Source organism: Streptosporangium sandarakinum, assembly GCF_013409935.1.
Taxonomy (GTDB): domain Bacteria; phylum Actinomycetota; class Actinomycetes; order Streptosporangiales; family Streptosporangiaceae; genus Streptosporangium; species Streptosporangium nondiastaticum.
The window spans coordinates 3,829,118-3,845,635 of record NZ_JACCCO010000001.1; the positions used below are offsets into that span (position 1 = coordinate 3,829,118).

Annotated in this window: 14 protein-coding genes and 1 riboswitch; of the genes, 9 read left to right on the forward strand and 5 right to left on the reverse strand. The window is 72.2% G+C overall.

The genetic code is table 11. The features are described from left to right. Positions 1–196: 196 nt before the first annotated feature. Positions 197–1,336 carry an SAM-dependent methyltransferase gene (locus HDA43_RS17340; protein ID WP_312873405.1) on the reverse strand — a complete coding sequence of 380 codons (1,140 nt, stop codon included), beginning with the start codon at positions 1,334–1,336 and terminating at the stop codon, positions 197–199. A gap of 214 nt (positions 1,337–1,550) precedes the next feature. Between HDA43_RS17340 and HDA43_RS17345 the strand changes: the two genes are divergently transcribed. The 3 genes from HDA43_RS17345 (at position 1,551) to panD (ending at position 3,904) form a co-directional block, all read left to right on the forward strand. Further along, complete coding sequence (locus tag HDA43_RS17345) at positions 1,551–2,441, forward strand: Rossmann-like and DUF2520 domain-containing protein (protein ID WP_179822002.1); 891 nt, start codon at positions 1,551–1,553, stop codon at positions 2,439–2,441. After that, complete coding sequence (gene panC / locus HDA43_RS17350) at positions 2,432–3,289, forward strand: pantoate--beta-alanine ligase (protein WP_179822004.1); 858 nt, start codon at positions 2,432–2,434, stop codon at positions 3,287–3,289. The genes HDA43_RS17345 and panC overlap by 10 nt, the downstream gene beginning before the upstream one ends. 177 nt (positions 3,290–3,466) lie before the next feature. Beyond that, complete coding sequence (panD, locus tag HDA43_RS17355) at positions 3,467–3,904, forward strand: aspartate 1-decarboxylase (protein ID WP_179822006.1); 438 nt, start codon at positions 3,467–3,469, stop codon at positions 3,902–3,904. A 149-nt stretch (positions 3,905–4,053) separates the two neighbouring features. Here the strand turns inward: panD and HDA43_RS35965 are convergent, their stop codons facing one another. The 3 genes from HDA43_RS35965 to HDA43_RS17370 form a co-directional block, all read right to left on the reverse strand. Next, entirely contained in the window at positions 4,054–4,611 is a 558-nt protein-coding gene (locus HDA43_RS35965) for a TetR/AcrR family transcriptional regulator (protein ID WP_179822008.1), read from the reverse strand. Beyond that, complete coding sequence (locus HDA43_RS17365) at positions 4,604–5,467, reverse strand: alpha/beta fold hydrolase (protein ID WP_246424017.1); 864 nt, start codon at positions 5,465–5,467, stop codon at positions 4,604–4,606. Before HDA43_RS17365 ends, HDA43_RS35965 begins: the two co-directional genes overlap by 8 nt. Positions 5,468–5,655: 188 nt before the next feature. Then, a complete protein-coding gene (locus tag HDA43_RS17370) occupies positions 5,656–6,384 on the reverse strand; it encodes an SDR family NAD(P)-dependent oxidoreductase (protein ID WP_179822011.1) in 729 nt (242 codons plus the stop codon). A gap of 293 nt (positions 6,385–6,677) precedes the next feature. Here HDA43_RS17370 and HDA43_RS17375 point away from each other — a divergent pair, with 293 nt between their 5' ends. The 4 genes from HDA43_RS17375 to HDA43_RS17390 all read left to right on the forward strand — a co-directional run bounded on the left by HDA43_RS17375 (position 6,678) and on the right by HDA43_RS17390 (position 12,479). Then, positions 6,678–9,209, forward strand: coding sequence for an L-aspartate oxidase (locus tag HDA43_RS17375; RefSeq protein ID WP_179822014.1), 2,532 nt, complete (start codon positions 6,678–6,680; stop codon positions 9,207–9,209). A 5-nt stretch (positions 9,210–9,214) separates the two neighbouring features. Further along, the gene (locus HDA43_RS17380) at positions 9,215–9,997 is read left to right on the forward strand and encodes a type III pantothenate kinase (RefSeq protein WP_179822017.1); all 783 of its coding nucleotides are present in this window, start codon (positions 9,215–9,217) and stop codon (positions 9,995–9,997) included. A 24-nt stretch (positions 9,998–10,021) separates the two neighbouring features. After that, positions 10,022–11,524 carry a bifunctional lysylphosphatidylglycerol synthetase/lysine--tRNA ligase LysX gene (gene lysX, locus HDA43_RS17385; protein ID WP_179822020.1) on the forward strand — a complete coding sequence of 501 codons (1,503 nt, stop codon included), beginning with the start codon at positions 10,022–10,024 and terminating at the stop codon, positions 11,522–11,524. A 787-nt stretch (positions 11,525–12,311) separates the two neighbouring features. Beyond that, on the forward strand, positions 12,312–12,479 hold the full coding sequence (locus tag HDA43_RS17390; RefSeq protein ID WP_362799447.1) for a helix-turn-helix domain-containing protein: 168 nt from the start codon (positions 12,312–12,314) through the stop codon (positions 12,477–12,479). Positions 12,480–12,565: 86 nt separating this feature from the next. On the opposite strand, the gene HDA43_RS17395 is transcribed toward HDA43_RS17390, so the two are convergent. Further along, complete coding sequence (locus tag HDA43_RS17395; RefSeq protein ID WP_312873342.1) at positions 12,566–13,615, reverse strand: C40 family peptidase; 1,050 nt, start codon at positions 13,613–13,615, stop codon at positions 12,566–12,568. A 5-nt stretch (positions 13,616–13,620) separates the two neighbouring features. After that, a riboswitch (cyclic di-AMP (ydaO/yuaA leader) is annotated at positions 13,621–13,774 on the reverse strand. A gap of 338 nt (positions 13,775–14,112) precedes the next feature. Between HDA43_RS17395 and HDA43_RS17400 the strand changes: the two genes are divergently transcribed. Both HDA43_RS17400 and HDA43_RS17405 read left to right on the forward strand, forming a co-directional pair. Further along, positions 14,113–14,706, forward strand: a complete 594-nt coding sequence (locus HDA43_RS17400) for an amino-acid N-acetyltransferase (protein ID WP_246424018.1) — start codon at positions 14,113–14,115, stop codon at positions 14,704–14,706. 124 nt (positions 14,707–14,830) lie between these two features. Continuing rightward, positions 14,831–16,222, forward strand: a complete 1,392-nt coding sequence (locus HDA43_RS17405) for an RDD family protein (protein ID WP_179822025.1) — start codon at positions 14,831–14,833, stop codon at positions 16,220–16,222. Positions 16,223–16,518 lie beyond the last annotated feature (296 nt).

The window sequence follows — 16,518 nt, forward strand, 5'->3', positions numbered from 1 at the left end:
AGGTCCCTGGAAAGCCGGTCAGGCGGGACCGGAGGGGCCGGGTGACCCGGTCGGCACCGGAGGGGAGGGACGGCTCAGTCGACGCGACAGGATCGGCGGGGCCCACTCGGGGACGAGCCGGAGAAGGCCGGCACGCTCGGGGACGAGCCAGGTCCGACCGGCACGCTCAGGGGTGAGCCAGGGCCGATCGGCCCGCTCAGAGGCGCGACTGGACCAGCCAGCCGAAGTCGCCCAGACCGCCCGTGGCGATCAGCTCCGCCTCCTGGGACGCCCTGGTGAGGGCCTGGAGATAGCCGCGCGGGTCGGTGCGGGCGAGCTCGACGGGCGGGCGGGTCCCGGTGACGCCGAGATCCAGGAGGGCCCGGCGCTGGGTGGTCAGCGTCGTGACGACAGCCCCGACACCCTCAGCGTCTCCGACGTCTCCGACGCCCCCGACGCCTCTGACGTCTCCGACGCCCCCGACGCCCCCGACGCCCCCAGCGTCTCCGACGCCCCCGACGCCCCCGACGCCTCTGACGTCCCCGGCGTCTCCGGTGGTCTCGGCGCCGGCGTCTCGTGCTCCGGTGGCCCCGGCGCGTTCCCCGGCCGCCGCGCAGGCGTCCAGGGCCACGTGGGCGGTGATGTCGCACGACCCGTCCGGCACCGGCGGGACCAGGGATCCGTCGCGGTAACCGGTCAGCGTGCCGTACGGCGGGCGCCCGGCCTGGAAGTGCGCGTAGTCGATCGCGACGGCCTCCCCGGCGGCCAGCCGTACGATCACCGAGGCCCACGCCTCGTCGCGCGGCCTGCCGATCTCGGCCCGCTCACCGGGCGAGTGCATCGGCCACCAGCGGGCCAGCCAGGCGAGGTCGGCGTCGCAGGGGGAATCCCCGAGGCGTTCCGCGCCGCTCGCCGGGTCCACCATGACCAGCCGGGGACCGTCCGCCGTCTGCTCGGCGACGTCCAGGGGCACGTTGTCCAGCCATTCGTTGGCGATCACCAGGCCGCGGACGCCGCCGGGTACGGCGTGCGCCCACCGGATCTCCGCCGGGAGCGGGAGCGGCCGGGACGCGAGGTCCACCCCGGTCACCCGCAGTCGCTCGCGGAGGCCGGGCGGCGCGGCGGCGAGCACCCCGGCGGCCAGCTCACCCTCCCCGGCGCCGACGTCCACCAGGTCGACCACCGGCGGGTTGCCGAGCGCGTCGTCCACCGCCACCAGCCGGCGCAGCACCGCCTCGGCGAAGACGGGGGAGGCGCCGACCGAGGTCCGGAAGTGCCCGGAGGGGCGCTCCCGCAGGTAGAAGCCGTTCTCGCCGTAGAGCGCTTGCTCCATCGCGACGCGCCAGGTGAGCCACACGCTCACGACGCTACAGGTCCGGCGGGCTCCGTGGATCGATGATCACCGGGACGTGTGACGTACGGGTTCGGCGGACCGTGGCCGGTGATCCACTGAGCGTGCGGCCGTACGGCGCGGGCGTGCGGGCACGTGCCGGTGCGTGGGCGGGAAAGCCACGCCCGTTACTCTGGTCAACTGGACACGGAGCCCCCGATGCGGTCAAGGACGGGACAACATGGACGCAGGTGATCATCCGGCGCGCCTGGCCGTCGGGGTGGTCGGGGCGGGCCGGGTCGGCTCGGCGCTCGGCGCGGCCCTGGCGCGGGCGGGCCACCGGATCGTCGCGGCGAGCGGCGTCTCCGACTCCTCCAGGGAACGGGCGGCCGAGCGGCTCGGTGTCGCCCCGTCCCGCCCCGAGGAGGTGGTGGCGCGGTCCGACCTCGTCCTGCTGACGGTCCCCGACGACGTCCTGCCGGGCCTGGTCTCCGGCCTCGCCGGCACCGGCGCCGACCTGCGCGGCAAGATGGTGGCCCACACCAGCGGCGCGTACGGCCTGGCCGTGCTGGACCCGGCCGCCGAGGCGGGCGCGCTGCCGCTGGCGCTCCACCCGGTGATGACCTTCACCGGCCGGGACGACGACCTGCGCCGCCTCGTCGGCATCTCCTACGGGGTCACCGCGCCCGGTCCGCTCCGCCCGGTCGCCGAGGCGCTGGTCATCGAGATGGAGGGCGAGCCGGTCTGGATCGAGGACTCCGACCGGCCGCTCTACCACGCCGCCCTCGCCGGCGCCGCCAACCACATGGTCACCCTCGTCGCCGAGTCCGCCGACCTCCTGGGGCGGATCGGCGTGGAGCAGCCGGGCAGGATGCTCGGCCCGCTGCTGGGCGCCGCCCTGGACAACGTGCTGCGGCTCGGCCTCGCGGGGCTGACCGGGCCGGTGGTGCGCGGTGACGCCGGGACGGTGCGCAAGCACATCGACGCCCTCATCCTGGCCGCCCCCGAGGCGGCGGACGCCTATGTGGCGCTCGCTAGGCTCACGGCGGACCGGGCGCTGGCGGCCGGGCTGCTCAAGCCCGAGGCCGCCGAGCGCCTCCTGGACGCGCTGGGAGGCAACATATGGACGTGATCGTGGCGCGCAACCGCGCCGAGCTGGCCGAGGCGCGCCGGGCGCTCGGGGCGCACGGCGGGATCTCCCGGGGTACGGCCGAGCTGGCACTGGTGCCGACGATGGGCGCGCTGCACGAGGGGCACCGCTCGCTCATGCGGCTGGCCCGGGAGCGGGCGGACCACGTGGCCGTGAGCGTCTTCGTGAACCCCCTGCAGTTCGGCCCGAACGAGGACTTCTCCCGTTATCCCCGGACGTTCGACGCGGACCTGGAGGTGTGCGCCGCCGAGGGGGTGAGCCTGGTGTTCGCCCCCTCCGCCGACGACATGTACCTGCCGGACCGGCAGGTCGGCGTGTCGGCGGGGCGGATGGGCACGGTCGCCGAGGGCACCTTCCGGCCGGGCCACCTCGACGGCGTGCTGACCGTGGTGCTCAAGCTGTTCAACCTGGTACGGCCGGACGTGGCGGTGTTCGGCCAGAAGGACGCCCAGCAGCTCGCGATGATCCGCCGGATGGTCGCCGACCTCGACGTGCCGGTCGCGGTCGTCGGCGGTCCCACGGTCCGCGAGGCCGACGGCCTGGCGCTGTCCAGCCGCAACCGCTACCTGTCCGACGACGATCGGCGGGCCGCGCTGAGCCTGTCCCGGGCGTTGTTCGCGGGGGCGGAGCGGCGGACGCCCGCGGAGATCCGCGGGGCCGCGCGGGAGGTGCTGGACGGTGAGCCGGCGGTGTCCCTCGACTACCTCATCCTGGTCGACCCGGCCACCTTCGAAGAGGTCGGCGACGACCACGTGGGGGAGGCGATCCTGGCCGTGGCGGCGAAGGTGAGCTCCACCCGGCTGATCGACAACGTGACCGTCACGCTCTGACGCCGCCGTGCGCCTCCCGGGCGCGGGCCTCGGCGGCACCCCCGGTCCCGCCTCGCCGTGGGGGCCGGCCGGGAACGGGGCACGCGGCCGGGCGGAGCCCTGGGCGGGCTCGGATATATTCCGCATCAGGCGTGCACGCCACGGGGCGGCGCGACCGTACGGAAGGGCTTTCGAGGCATGCTTCGGACCATGCTCACCTCCAAGATCCACCGGGCCACCGTCACCCAGGCCGACCTGCACTATGTGGGATCGGTGACCATCGACGAGGACCTGCTGGACGCCGCGGGACTGCTCCCCGGTGAGCAGGTGCACATCGTCGACATCGACAACGGCGCCCGGCTGGTGACCTACACGATCCCCGGCCCCCGCGGCTCGGGGATCATCGGCATCAACGGCGCCGCCGCCCGGCTCGTCCACGTGGGCGACCTGGTGATCATCATCGGGTACGGCCAGATGGAGGACGCCGAGGCGCGGAGCTTCCGGCCCCGGATCGTCCACGTCGACCGCGGCAACCGGGTCACCGGCCTGGGCCACGACCCCGCCGAGGCGCCGGATCCGGTCGTCCCGGGGGCCGAGGACCTCCTGCGCGGCGACGAGCGGCACGTCCCGGCGTAGGCGTCTCGGCGGGCCTCGGGCTTCCGGTCACCGCGGATTCCGGGACCGGCCGTGGTCCGGGTCCTTCGACGCCGTGACGAGCCGTGCCTTCCGGCGTGGGCGTTCCGGCCGGCCTCGGGGTCCCGATCTCCGTACGGGACGTTCCGAGGTCAGGGCCGGGGCGCGCGCAGGCCGGCGGTGATCATACGGGTGAGCAGCTCGTAGGTGTCGTCGAGTGACTCGGGCAGGCCGAACGCGCCCGCGGCCTCCAACAGGACGAAGCCGTGTACGGCCGAGCGCAGGCAGCGGACCGCGTGGACCGACCCGGAGTCGGTCAGCCCGTAGGAGCGCAGGGCCGCGAACATGACGTCCACCAGGCGTTCTCCCGCCTCGGCCACGCCCGGCTGCGGGCTCTGGATCATGGCCTCGTAGCGGCCGGGGTGGGTCCGGACGTATGAGCGCCAGGCGGCCATCAGGGCGTGCAGGGCCTCGTCGCCCGAGCGGCCGAGCACGGCGTCGCCGATGCGGGCCGAGATCTCGCTCATCACGTGTGCGGAGAGGAGTTCGCGCAGCTCGGCCAGGTTCCGCACGTGCTTGTACAGGGACGGCGTGGCCACCCCGGCCCGGGCGGCCACCGCCGACAGGGTGAGGGCGGCGGGGCCCTCCTCGTCCACGACGCGCAGCGCGAGGCCGACGACGGTCTCTCGGGACAGGGAGGCCCTAGGCACGGGTGTGCTCCTTCAGGAAAGGCAGCATCGCGGCGGCGACCTCCTCGGGGAACTGGGCGTGCGGGTAGTGCCCGGCGCCTTCGATCATCACGTACGACCCCTGCCCCTCCGGCAGGGCGGCGACGATGGCGCGGGCCTCGGCCTCGGGGTCGGCCCAGTCGGGGTCGAGGTCGCCCATCACGACGAGGGCGGGACGCCGGAGTTCCGGCAGGGCCTCGCCGGCGTCGTTCGGGGCGGCGAAGCCCATCGACGAGACCACGGCCATCCGGCCCGGCCTGCGCAGGTCGGTCTCCAGGGAGGCGAGGTAGTCCGTCCAGTCGGCGGGCTTGACCCCGGGGACGGCCACATCGAGGTAGCGCTTCCACAGGCCGGGGCTTTTGAACATGGCCGCGCCCAGGAGCCGCAGCATGCCCGCGCGGTGGCGGCGGACCCGCAGGAGGCCGCCGAGGTCGAATTGCTGCGGGCGGGTGAACGGACCGATCTCGACGACGGCGCCGACCAGGTCGGGTCGTCGCGCGGCGGCGATGGTGGCCGCGCCGCCGGAGAACGAGTGGCCGACGATCACGGCGGGGCCGCCCAGGTGCTCGATCAGCGCGATCAGGTCGCCGGCGGTGTCGCTACGGGTGTAGGAGGACCAGCCGAGCGTGGACTCGCCGTGCCCGCGCAGGTCGGCGGCCGCGACCCGGTATCCGGCGGCGGTGAGCCGGGGGATGAGGAAGCGATACGCCTCCCTGCTGTCGCCCATGCCGGGCGACAGGACGACCAGCGGGCCCTCCCCGGCCACCCGGTACGCGATCTCGCCGCCGTCGATCTTCAGCGTCTCGACCATCGTCCGCCCCTCTCGGATAATCTTCATAGCCTGAAAGCTAATGCAATTAGCCTGCGGGGTCAAATGTCGGCTTCCGGGGGAGAATCCGCCCATGTCGGCGACGGCGACGACGGTGAGCGGATCCGGCCGGACGGGCCAGGTGGGACCGCCGGTACGGTCCCCGCCCGGCGCGCCGGTGATCTGAGGGTCGGTGGTGTTCGCCGGATCCGGGGCCCCTACATGCCTCCCGCCACCCGCAGGATCGCCCCCGTCGTGTAGGAGGCGTCGGCCGAGAGCAGCCAGGAGACGGCTCCGGTGATCTCCTCCGGCTGCCCGGCGCGGCCCATGGGGATGGTGCCGGCGAGCTTCGCCGGGCGCTGCGGGTCGGCGTGGAACTCCGTCCAGATGATGCCGGGGGCCACACAGTTGACCCGGATGCCGTCGGCGGCGACCTCCTTGGCCAGGCCGACGGTCATGGTGTCCACGGCGGCCTTGGTGGCGGCGTAGTGGACGTACTGGCCGGGGCTGCCGAGGGTGGCCGCGGCCGAGGAGATGTTCACGATCGCCCCGCCGCCGGTCCGCGACATGTCCCGTACGGCGCGGCGGGCGCACAGCAGGTAGCCGAGCACGTTGACCTCCAGCGCGCGGCGCATGCCTTCGGCGTCGGCGTCGGCGAGGCGGCCGTTGCCGCCGCTGATCCCGGCGTTGTTGACCAGCCCGGTGACCGGGCCGAGCTCGGCGGCGGCGTCGAAGAGGTGGTCCACGGAGGTCTCGTCGGCGGTGTCGGACGGGACCGTGAGGCAGCGGCGGCCGGCCGTGCGGACGGTCTCGGCGACGGTCTCGGCGGCGGTCGCGTCGGAGCGGTAGCCCACGACGACGTCGTGGCCGTCGGCGGCGAGACGGGCGCAGATCGCGGCGCCGATGCCGCGGCTGCCTCCGGTCACGACGGTGACGGGCTGGCGCATGACGGACCTCCAGGGGCGACGGGCCTCGCTCGGACCTTCCGGGGGGCCTCGATGAGAAATGATCATCTGATCATCCCATGAAAGACCCTCTGCGAGCCAGGGCCGGAGACGTCCCGGGGGCCCCAGGCCGGGGCCGGAGGCGTCCCGAGGGGTCTGCGGGCCAGATGCGGAGGCGCCCCGAGGAGGCCGCGGGTCGGCGTTGGGGGCACCCCGGGGAAGAAGCATCGCCCGGCACCCGTTATCGTCACATTGACGAAATCAGGTGCCTCTACCCATCCCACAAGGAGGCGGCAATGACGATCCCGGCCATCCCCCAGAGGCTGACCGCGCCCTCCCCGGGCTGGACGGTCGAGGCCGACGTGGTCGTGGTGGGCTCCGGCGTCGCGGGCCTGACCCTGGCCCTGCGGTACGCGGCCCTCGACCCCGCCGCCAGGGTCCTGGTCGTCACCAAGGACGTGCTGTCGTCGGGATCCACCCGCTGGGCGCAGGGCGGGATCGCCGCCGTGCTCGACCCCGGGGACACCCCCGAGGAGCACCTGTCCGACACCCTCCTCGCCGGCGTCGGCCTCTGCGACACCGAGGCGGTGCGGGCCATGGTGACCGAGGGCCCGGACGCCCTACGCCGGCTGATCGCCACCGGGGCGCGATTCGACACCGACTCCGCAGGCGGGCTCCAGCTCACCCGAGAGGGCGGCCACCGGCGTGACCGCATCGTCCACGCGGGCGGCGACGCCACCGGCGCCGAGGTGCAGCGGGCCCTGGTGCAGGCGGTCCGGGAGTCGGCGATCGAGGTCATCGAGCACGCCCTCGTGCTCGACCTTCTCAAGGACGCCGAGGGCCGGGCGGCCGGGGTCACCCTCCATGTCATGGGCGAGGGCGAGCGCGACGGTGTGGGCGCCGTCCGGGCCCGCGCCGTGGTGCTGGCCACCGGAGGCATGGGCCAGGTGTACGCCGTGACCACCAACCCCGTCGTCTCCACCGGCGACGGCGTGGCCCTCGCACTGCGCGCCGGAGCCGTCGTGCGCGACCTGGAGTTCGTCCAGTTCCATCCGACCGTGCTCTGGCTGGGCGAGGAGGCCACCGGCCAGCAGCCGCTGATCTCCGAGGCGGTCCGCGGCGAGGGCGCGGTGCTCGTCGACGCCGACGGCACCCGCTTCATGCAGGGTGTCCACGAGCTGGCCGACCTCGCCCCCCGCGACGTCGTGGCCAAGGCGATCATGCGGCGGATGCGCGAGACCGGCGCCTCCCACATGTACCTCGACGCCCGCCACTTCGGCGAGCACAAGTGGCGCACCCGCTTCCCGACGATCCACGCGGTCTGCCTGGAACACGGCATCGACCCGGTGACCCAGCCCATCCCGGTCGCGCCCGCCGCCCACTACGCCAGCGGCGGCGTCCGCGTCGACCTGCGCGGCCGTACCGACGTGCCGGGCCTGTACGCCTGCGGCGAGGTGGCCTGCACCGGCGTGCACGGCGCCAACCGGCTGGCCTCCAACTCGCTCCTCGAAGGGCTGGTCTTCGCCGAGCGGATCGCCGCCGACATCCACGCCGTACGGCCCGCGCCCGGCACCCCCGTCCCCGACGAGCGGCCGTCCGGCCTCGCCGACCCCCGGACCCGCCCCCGGATCCAGGCGCACATGAGCCGGGGCGCGGGCGTGCTGCGCGGCGAGGAGTCGCTGACCGAGGTCGCCAGGGCCCTGCTGGGCGCGCGGTGGACCCCGGTGGCGGTCGAGCCGTGCACCGAGTCGTGGGAGGCCACGAACCTGCTGACCGTCGCGTCGGCGCTGGTCGCGGCGGCCCGCAACCGGGAGGAGACCCGCGGCTCGCACTGGCGCGAGGACTTCCCCGACCGGAATGATGCCTGGTGGCTGGGCCACCTGGACCTGACCCTGACATCGGAGGGAATGACGATGACGTACGTGCCCCACGAGCGGCGCGCGACCGGGCTGCCGCCGCGGGTGGCGGCCGACCTGGCCGAGGCGGGCCTCGACCCGGCCGAGGCGGAGGCGGTCGTCACGGCCGCGCTGCGGGAGGACCTCCAGGAGGCCGGCGACGTCACCAGCGCCGCCACCATCCCCGCCGGCCGTACCGACACCGCCGACGTGGTGGCCCGCGCGGACGGGGTGGTCTGCGGGCTGGCCCTCGCCGAGGCCGTCTTCTTCCGCGTCGGCGGGGACGACGTCGTGGTCGAGCGCCGCGTCAAGGACGGTGAGCGGGTATCCCGCGGCGACGTGCTCATGACCGTCACCGGCCCCACCCGCGACCTGCTGACCGCCGAGCGGACCGCCCTCAACCTGCTCACCCACCTTTCCGGCATCGCGACCTTCACCGGTCGCTGGGTCGAGGCCGTGGCGGGCACCGGCGCGCGGATCAGGGACAGCCGCAAGACCCTGCCCGGCCTGCGGGCGCTCGCGAAGTACGCCGTCCGCTGCGGCGGCGGGGTCAACCACCGCATGTCGCTTTCGGACGCCGCCCTGATCAAGGACAATCACGTCGTGGCCGCCGGCGGGGTGGCCGAGGCGTTCCGGGCCGTCCGCGACGCGTACCCCGGGCTGCCGATCGAGGTCGAGGTCGACCGGATCGACCAGATCGAGCCGGTGCTCGCCGAAGGAGCCGAGGAGATCCTGTTGGACAATTTCAGCGTGGAAGACCTGGCGCGGGCCGTACGACTGGTGGGCGGCAGGGCACGACTGGAGTCCAGCGGGGGTCTGACCCTGGAATCGGCGCGCGAGGTGGCCGCGACCGGCGTCGACTACCTCGCCGTGGGCGCGCTCACCCACTCGGCGCCCGCGCTGGACATCGCCATGGACCTTCGAGGGAACTGATACTGATGCTGCTCGCCATCGACGTCGGCAACACCCACACCGTTCTCGGCCTGTTCGAGGGCGAGGAGGTCATCGAGCACTGGCGCATCGCCACCGACGCCCGGCGCACGGCCGATGAGATAGCCGTGGTGCTGCAGGGCCTGCTCGGCCAGTCGCCGCTGCTCAAGGGCACCGACGTCGACGGCATCGTCATCTGCTCCACGGTGCCGTCGGTGCTCAACGAGATGCGGGAGATGTGCCGCCGCTACTACGGCGACGTCAACGCCGTGATCGTCGAGCCCGGCGTCCGCACCGGCGTGCCCGTCAGGATGGACAACCCCAAGGAGGTCGGCAGCGACCGCATCGTCAACGCGCTCGCCGCCATCAACCTGTACGGCGGGCCCTGCGTGATCGTCGACTTCGGCACCGCGACCTCCTTCGACGCCGTCTCCGCCAAGGGCGAGTACGTCGGCGCGGTCACCGCGCCCGGCATCGAGATCTCGGTGGACGCCCTGGCGGCGGCCGGCGCGCAGCTGCACAAGGTGGAGCTGGTCCGGCCGCGCTCGGTGATCGCCAAGAACACCGTCGAGGCGCTCCAGGCCGGCATCATCTACGGCTTCGCCGGGCAGGTGGACGGGATCGTCGAGCGGATGACGGCCGAGCTGGCCGACGACCCCGACGAGGTCACGGTCGTCGCCACCGGCAGCGCGGCGCAGCTCGTGGTGGGGGAGGCCCACTCGATCGACGTCCATGAGCCGTGGCTCACTTTGATCGGGCTCAGGCTGATCTATAACAGAAACGTTTCCTAGCCGGACATCGGTACCCTTGGCTGTGTGACCGCTGACCTGACGAACCCAGCCGACGATCTGCCCGAGCAGATGCGCGTGCGCCGGGAGAAGCTCGACCGCCTCCGCGCCGAGGGTGTCGATCCCTACCCGGTGACCTTCCCGCGCACCGCGACCAACGGCGAGATCCGCGAAAAATACGCTGATCTCGCCGCTGACACCGCGACCGGCGACAAAGTGGGCGTCACCGGCCGCGTCATGCTGTCCCGGACGGGCGGCAAGCTCTGCTTCGCCACCATCCGCGACGGCTCCGCCGACCTCCAGGTCATGATCTCCCTGGACAAGGTGGGTGAGGAGTCCCTGGCCGCGTGGAAGCGCGACGTCGACCTCGGTGACCAGATCGGCATCGAGGGCGAGGTCATCACCTCCCGCCGGGGCGAGCTGTCCATCCTCGCCGACAGCTGGGCGATCACCTCCAAGTGCCTGCGCCCGCTGCCGGAGAAGCACGTCGGCCTGACCGACCCCGAGGCGCGGGTCCGCCAGCGCTACGTGGACCTCGTCGTCAACGACGAGGCGCGGAAGATGGCCTACACCCGCAGCGCCGTCGTGCGGGCGATCCGCGACTTCTGGCACGGCGAGGGCTACCTCGAGGTCGAGACGCCGATGCTGCAGCGCATCCACGGCGGCGCTTCGGCCCGGCCGTTCAAGACGCACATCAACGCCTACGACATGGAGCTCTACCTCCGCATCGCGATCGAGCTCTACCTCAAGCGGCTCGTGGTGGGCGGCATCGAGAAGGTCTTCGAGATCAACCGCAACTTCCGCAACGAGGGCGCGGACGCCACGCACAACCCCGAGTTCACGATGATGGAGGCCTACGGCACCTATCTCGACTACAACGGCATCGCCGACCTGACCCAGCGGATGATCCAGAGCGCGGTCGTGGCCGCGCTCGGCCACTCCGTGGTGGTCCACGAGGGGCAGGAGATCGACCTGAGCCTGCCGGAGTGGCCGCGGATCACCGTCTACGGGTCGGTCTCGGAGGCGCTGGGCGAGGAGGTGACGACCGAGACGCCGCTGGAGCACGTGCGCAAGCTCGCCGACGCGCGCGACCTCCGCTGGGACCCGAAGTGGGGTCAGGGCAAGCTCGTCCAGGAGCTCTTCGAGGAGCTGGTCGAGCACACCCTCATCCAGCCCACGTTCGTCATGGACTACCCGCTGGAGACCTCCCCGCTGGCCCGGACGCACCGGGACAACCCGCTGCTCACCGAGAAGTGGGACCTGATCGGGTTCGGCACCGAGCTCGGCACCGGCTACTCGGAGCTGAGCGACCCGATCGAGCAGCGCCGCCGCCTCACCGAGCAGTCGCTGCTCGCCGCGGGCGGCGACCCCGAGGCCATGCAGCTCGACGAGGACTTCCTCACCGCCCTGGAGTACGGCATGCCGCCCACCGGCGGCGTGGGGGTCGGCGTGGACCGCCTCGTCATGGCCTTCACCGGCAAGAACATCCGCGACACCATCCTGTTCCCGCTGGTCAAGCCCACCGGCTGAGCGTCGCCGGCCCGGTCGGGCCGGCCGGTCCCGCCGGACGAGCCCGCGGTCCCCATGGGCCGCGGGCTCGTTCCGTTGCCCGGGAGCCCCGGTCGCCCGGTGGTTTCCGGCGCACCTTCCTGCGCCTTCCCGCGTCTTCTCGCACCTTCCCCTGGCTTCCCGCGTCTTCTCGTGCCTGCCGTGGCTTCCCGTGGCGCGGAGGCGTCATTTCGCCGACGATCCGGATGACGGGCGATCCGCCCCCCCGGGAATGCCGGAAAGCCGGTTTCATCCGACATCCATTGCCCGGTGATTTTCTCGGCGCCGTCAGGGGAAGCGGCCGAGGGCCCGCGGTCGACGGGGATGCGCGACGCGCGCCGAGCAGGTCGTTTTTCCGGGGAAATGCGGAGTGCGGCGGCCGTACGGCTCGTCCCGGCGGCTGGCCCCGCGGCGTGGCCCGCGGCACGGTTCCGCAGGGCGGATCATGGCGATGACCTCGGATGCGACGGCGGTTCGGCGGCACGACTTCCGGGCCGGCTGCCTCTTAATCACAATGGGCCCGACATATCATGAGTACTTCATGTAACGCCTGCTCTGTCAATAGTGCGCATCACCTCTATGAAGAGCAGAGCTTGACGACCTTTGAACGGGGCGTTTACCGTTCCTGACGGGCGACATCGATTCCAGCGTGCTCACGCCTGAGTCCCGTTGCGGGGGGAGTGGCTAGATGGCATATCCGGAAGTGGATTCCCGCCGCGGCGAAAGCCTTCCGGGTACGGAGGATATCGATCTCAGCGAGGAGGATCTCGTGCTCCTGGCCGAGCTGGCCAAGGGCGTCACCGTCGACAGGGTGGGCCGCCGCCTCGACATCAGCGGCCGGACGGTCCGGCGCAGGCTGCGCGGGATCTGCGACCGCATCGGCGTGGCGACCGCGATCGAGGCCGTGGCCTGGGCCGCCCGCCGCCGCCTGATCTGACGTCCTACGCCCGGCCGGCTCAGCCGTGGACCCGGCCGAGTTCGGCCGTACGCCCGGCCGGGTTCAATCCGTATGTTCGGCCGGGTTCAGTCGGCGACGCGCACGCCCCCGGCGAAGGGCCGGTTGCCCATGGGCGCGATGCGGACCACGTCGCCGGTCTGCGGGGCGTGGACCATCAGGCCGGCGCCGACGTAGATCCCGACGTGGTGCAGGTCGCTGTAGAAGAAGACCAGGTCGCCGGGGCGCAGGTCGTCCCGGGAGACGTGGGTGCCGGCGGTCCACTGGTCACCGGTGTAGTGGGGCAGGCTGATGCCGACCTTCTGGTAGGCCCACATGACCAGGCCCGAGCAGTCGAAGGAGTTGGGCCCCTCGGCGCCCCAGACATACGGCTTGAGCTGCTGGGTGAGCGCCCAGCGCACCGCCTCGGCGGCCTTGCCCTGGCCCACGATCGGAACGCTGAGCCTGGTGGCCCGGCCGCGCATGTTCTCGGCGCGGTCGCGGACCTCCCGGTAGAGGCTGCTCTCCAACCTGCCGACCAGACGCTCGATCTTGGAGCGCTTGTCGCCGAGCTCCCCCAGGAGTTTCTTGACCTCGGCGGACCGGGCGGTGGCGCCGGCCCGGGCCTGCTCGGCGACCTTGAGCGCCCGGGCGACCTGGGCGACCTCCTCGCTCTGCCGCTGCTGGAGGGCGTAGCTGGTGGTGGCCTGGTCGAGGAAGGAGTCGGGGTCGCTCGACTGGGTGAAGGCGAGCGTGGAGCCCAGGCCCCCCGACATGTAGGCGCTCTGCGCGAGGAGGGTGGCCTTGGCGCGCCGGGACTCCAGCTCCGTCTCGCTGGCGGACAGGTTCTTCTTGGCCACCTCGGCGGCGCGCTGCGCCTGCTTGAGCTTCACCCGCGCGCCGTTGTACTGCTCGCTGAGCGTCTCGACCTCGACGTGGAGCTTCTCGACCTGCTTGGCGAGCTGCTGGAGGTCGGGCTTCGGGTCCGCGCCGGCGGACGTCAGGGGGGCGCCGACGGCGAGGAGGGTGAGCGCCAACCCGATGAACGCCGCCCGGCCGGGAAGGCGGCGGGAGGCGCGCTCCCGCATCGGGACGTGTCCGGCCGGACGCCTACTGCCACGGCTCGGCGTGCGCTTCACCAACAGGCTCCTCTCGTGGCCGCCTACCGGGTTAGCTGACGGGTTCGGGCCGGAGGCAGCCCTACCGAGCGCGCCGGTGGCGGCTCGGATTCACCCCTGGGGACGCGTGGAGGGTGGGTCCCCGGCTCCCCGGGTCCGGGGATTCGGCGGGTCAGCTTTTCGGGGGACGCTGACATCGAGCACGGACATTAGTGCAATTGGAGGTTCATGCTCAACCAGAACCACAAACTCGGTAGAGCTTTCACAACCGGAAAGTCACGGGCGGATCACATACTTTCATGATCCAGGTACCTGTCAACCTGGACCTATGCCGTTCCGAGCGGCATACCGCCTATGTCATCGCAGTTCCCGGTCCATGCCGAGGGTGAATGGCCGCCGTCACCGGCGTTTCCGGCCGGGCGGGACGGCGGTGACACCGTGCGCCGGGCGGTGCCGTTGTGACGGAAGTTACGGCTGGACCGTAATGGGGGTGCGCCGAGGACGTACGCTGATCGGTCATGGAGCAGGTTGCGGGACACTCCCCGGCGCCGGGGGCCCGGGAGCGCGAAACCGGGACGACGGCCGGGTCCACCGGGTCCGCTGGAATCACGGTCCGCCGCGCCCGCACGCCGGACGTGCGGGCGATCCGGCGGCTGGTCGACACCTACGGCGGCGCCGGGCCGCGGCTGCTGGAGAAGGCCACGGTCACCCTGTACGAGGACGTCCAGGAGTTCTGGGTGGCCGAGCGGGACGGGGCCGTCGTGGGCTGCGGGGCGCTGCACGTCCTGTGGGAGGACCTCGCCGAGATCCGCACCGTCGCCGTCGATCCGGAGTGCCGGGGCCGGGGCATCGGCCATCTGATCGTCTCGGCGCTGATCCGCACGGCCGGCGAGCTCGGCCTGCGGAGGGTCTTCTGCCTCACCTTCGAGGTGGACTTCTTCACCCGCCACGGTTTCCGGCGGATCCAGGGCACGCCCGTCTCGCCCGAGGTCTACGCCGAATTGCTCGCCTCCTATGACGAGGGCGTCGCCGAGTTCCTCGATCTGGAGCACGTCAAGCCGAACACCTTGGGAAACACGCGGATGTTGCTCCATCTGCCGCCCGAGCTCTGACCCGGTGACCCAGGTTACGACTGTGACAAAAGGTGACTCTCGGACGCCTATCTCGATACCTTGTGCTGCAACGTGCATGTGAGTCTTGAACGCGCCACATGCGTAGTCGAAGTGAGGTGACGCGGTGACCACCGGACAGCCGCCGTATCCGCAGGATGATCCCGACCGCGACCGCACACCGTCGGGACACTCCGGATACGGCTCGCACGACATGGGCAGAGGCCCCGACGAACACGATCCCGACGCGACAATCGTGGGATATCGGACGGACAACACCGGTCCGGGACAGGGCCAGCCCGGCTACGGTCAGCCCGGCGCCTACGGCCAGGGCGGACAGCCGGGGTACGGCGGTCAGCAGCCGTCGTACGACCAGGGCGCCTACGGCCAGCAGGGTTCCCAGCCGGGGTACGGCCAGCAGCCGTCCTACGACCAGCAGCAGGCGTACGGCCAGCAGGGCGCCCCGGGCTACGGCCAGCAGCCGTCCTACGGGCAGCAGGGCTCCCAGCCGGGTTACGGCCAGGGCGGGCAGCCCGGCTACGGCCAGCAGCCGTCGTACGACCAGCAGCAGTACGGCCAGCAGGGCGCCCAGCCGGGAGCGTACGGCCAGCAGGGTTCCCAGCCGGGGTACGGCCAGCAGCCGTCCTACGACCAGCAGCAGGCGTACGGCCAGGGCGCCCAGCCCGGCTACGGCCAGCAGCCGTCGTACGACCAGCAGCAGTACGGTCAGCAGGCCTCCCAGCCGGGGTACGGCCAGCAGCCGTCCTACGGCCAGCAGAACTCCCAGCCCGGCGGCTACGGCCAGCAGCCCTCCTACGACCAGGGCGCCTACGGCCAGGGCGGGCAGCCGCAGTACGGCCAGCAGCCCTCCTACGACCAGCAGCAGGCGTACGGCCAGCAGGGCTACGGCGCTCAGCCGGGGTACGGCCAGCAGCCCTCCTACGACCAGCAGCAGGCGTACGGCCAGCAGGGCTACACCCCGCAGTGGGGCGGCGGCCACGCCCCGGGCGTGTCGGCCCCGCTCGCCGAGTGGTGGCAGCGCCTGGTCGCCCGCATCATCGACGCCCTGATCCTGGCGATCCCCACGTTCGTCATCACGCTCGTGCTGACCGGGATCCTGGTCACCGCCCCGTCCTTCAACATGGAGACCGGGGAGTACAGCGTCGGGAGCGGGACGTTCCTCGCCACCTTCCTCACCGGCCTCGTCGGCGGGCTGATCTACTTCGTCTACGAGTTCCTGATGCTGAAGGCGAAGGGGCAGACCGTCGGCAAGATGGCCATGGGCATCAAGGTCGTGCCGGTCGGCGGGACGCCCCAGGCCGAGGGGCTCCCCTCGAACAAGGCCATGAGCCGGGCGGGCGTCCTGTGGGGCCCGTCCATACTGCGCGGCATTCCCTTCGTGGGCTTCATCATCGGGATCTTCTCCCTGGTGAACGTGCTCTGGCAGCTGTGGGACAAGCCGCTGCACCAGTGCCTGCACGACAAGGCCGCCGCCACGACGGTCGTGAAGACCAGGTAGTTCCGGCAGTTCCCGAAAAACGGGGCCGGCGGGTTGAACCGCCGGCCCCGTTTTTTCGTGTGTGGAGGGAAACGAGCGGGGTAACGGCACTCCGGAAGGGACGGTAACGGCGTCCGGAGGCGGTTGTGGCGGGGTGTGAACCCGGGCGTGTCCGTGCGGGGCGTTGTGGGCCTTCTTCCGGGCTTCCCCGGGGAGGGCGTTATGGAGCCTTCCAAGTGTGCGTCCGGTCACGACAAACCCCGTGGATCGGCCGTGCCGTCACGCCGGGTGCCTATCGGGCGTCAATGGGGTGACAG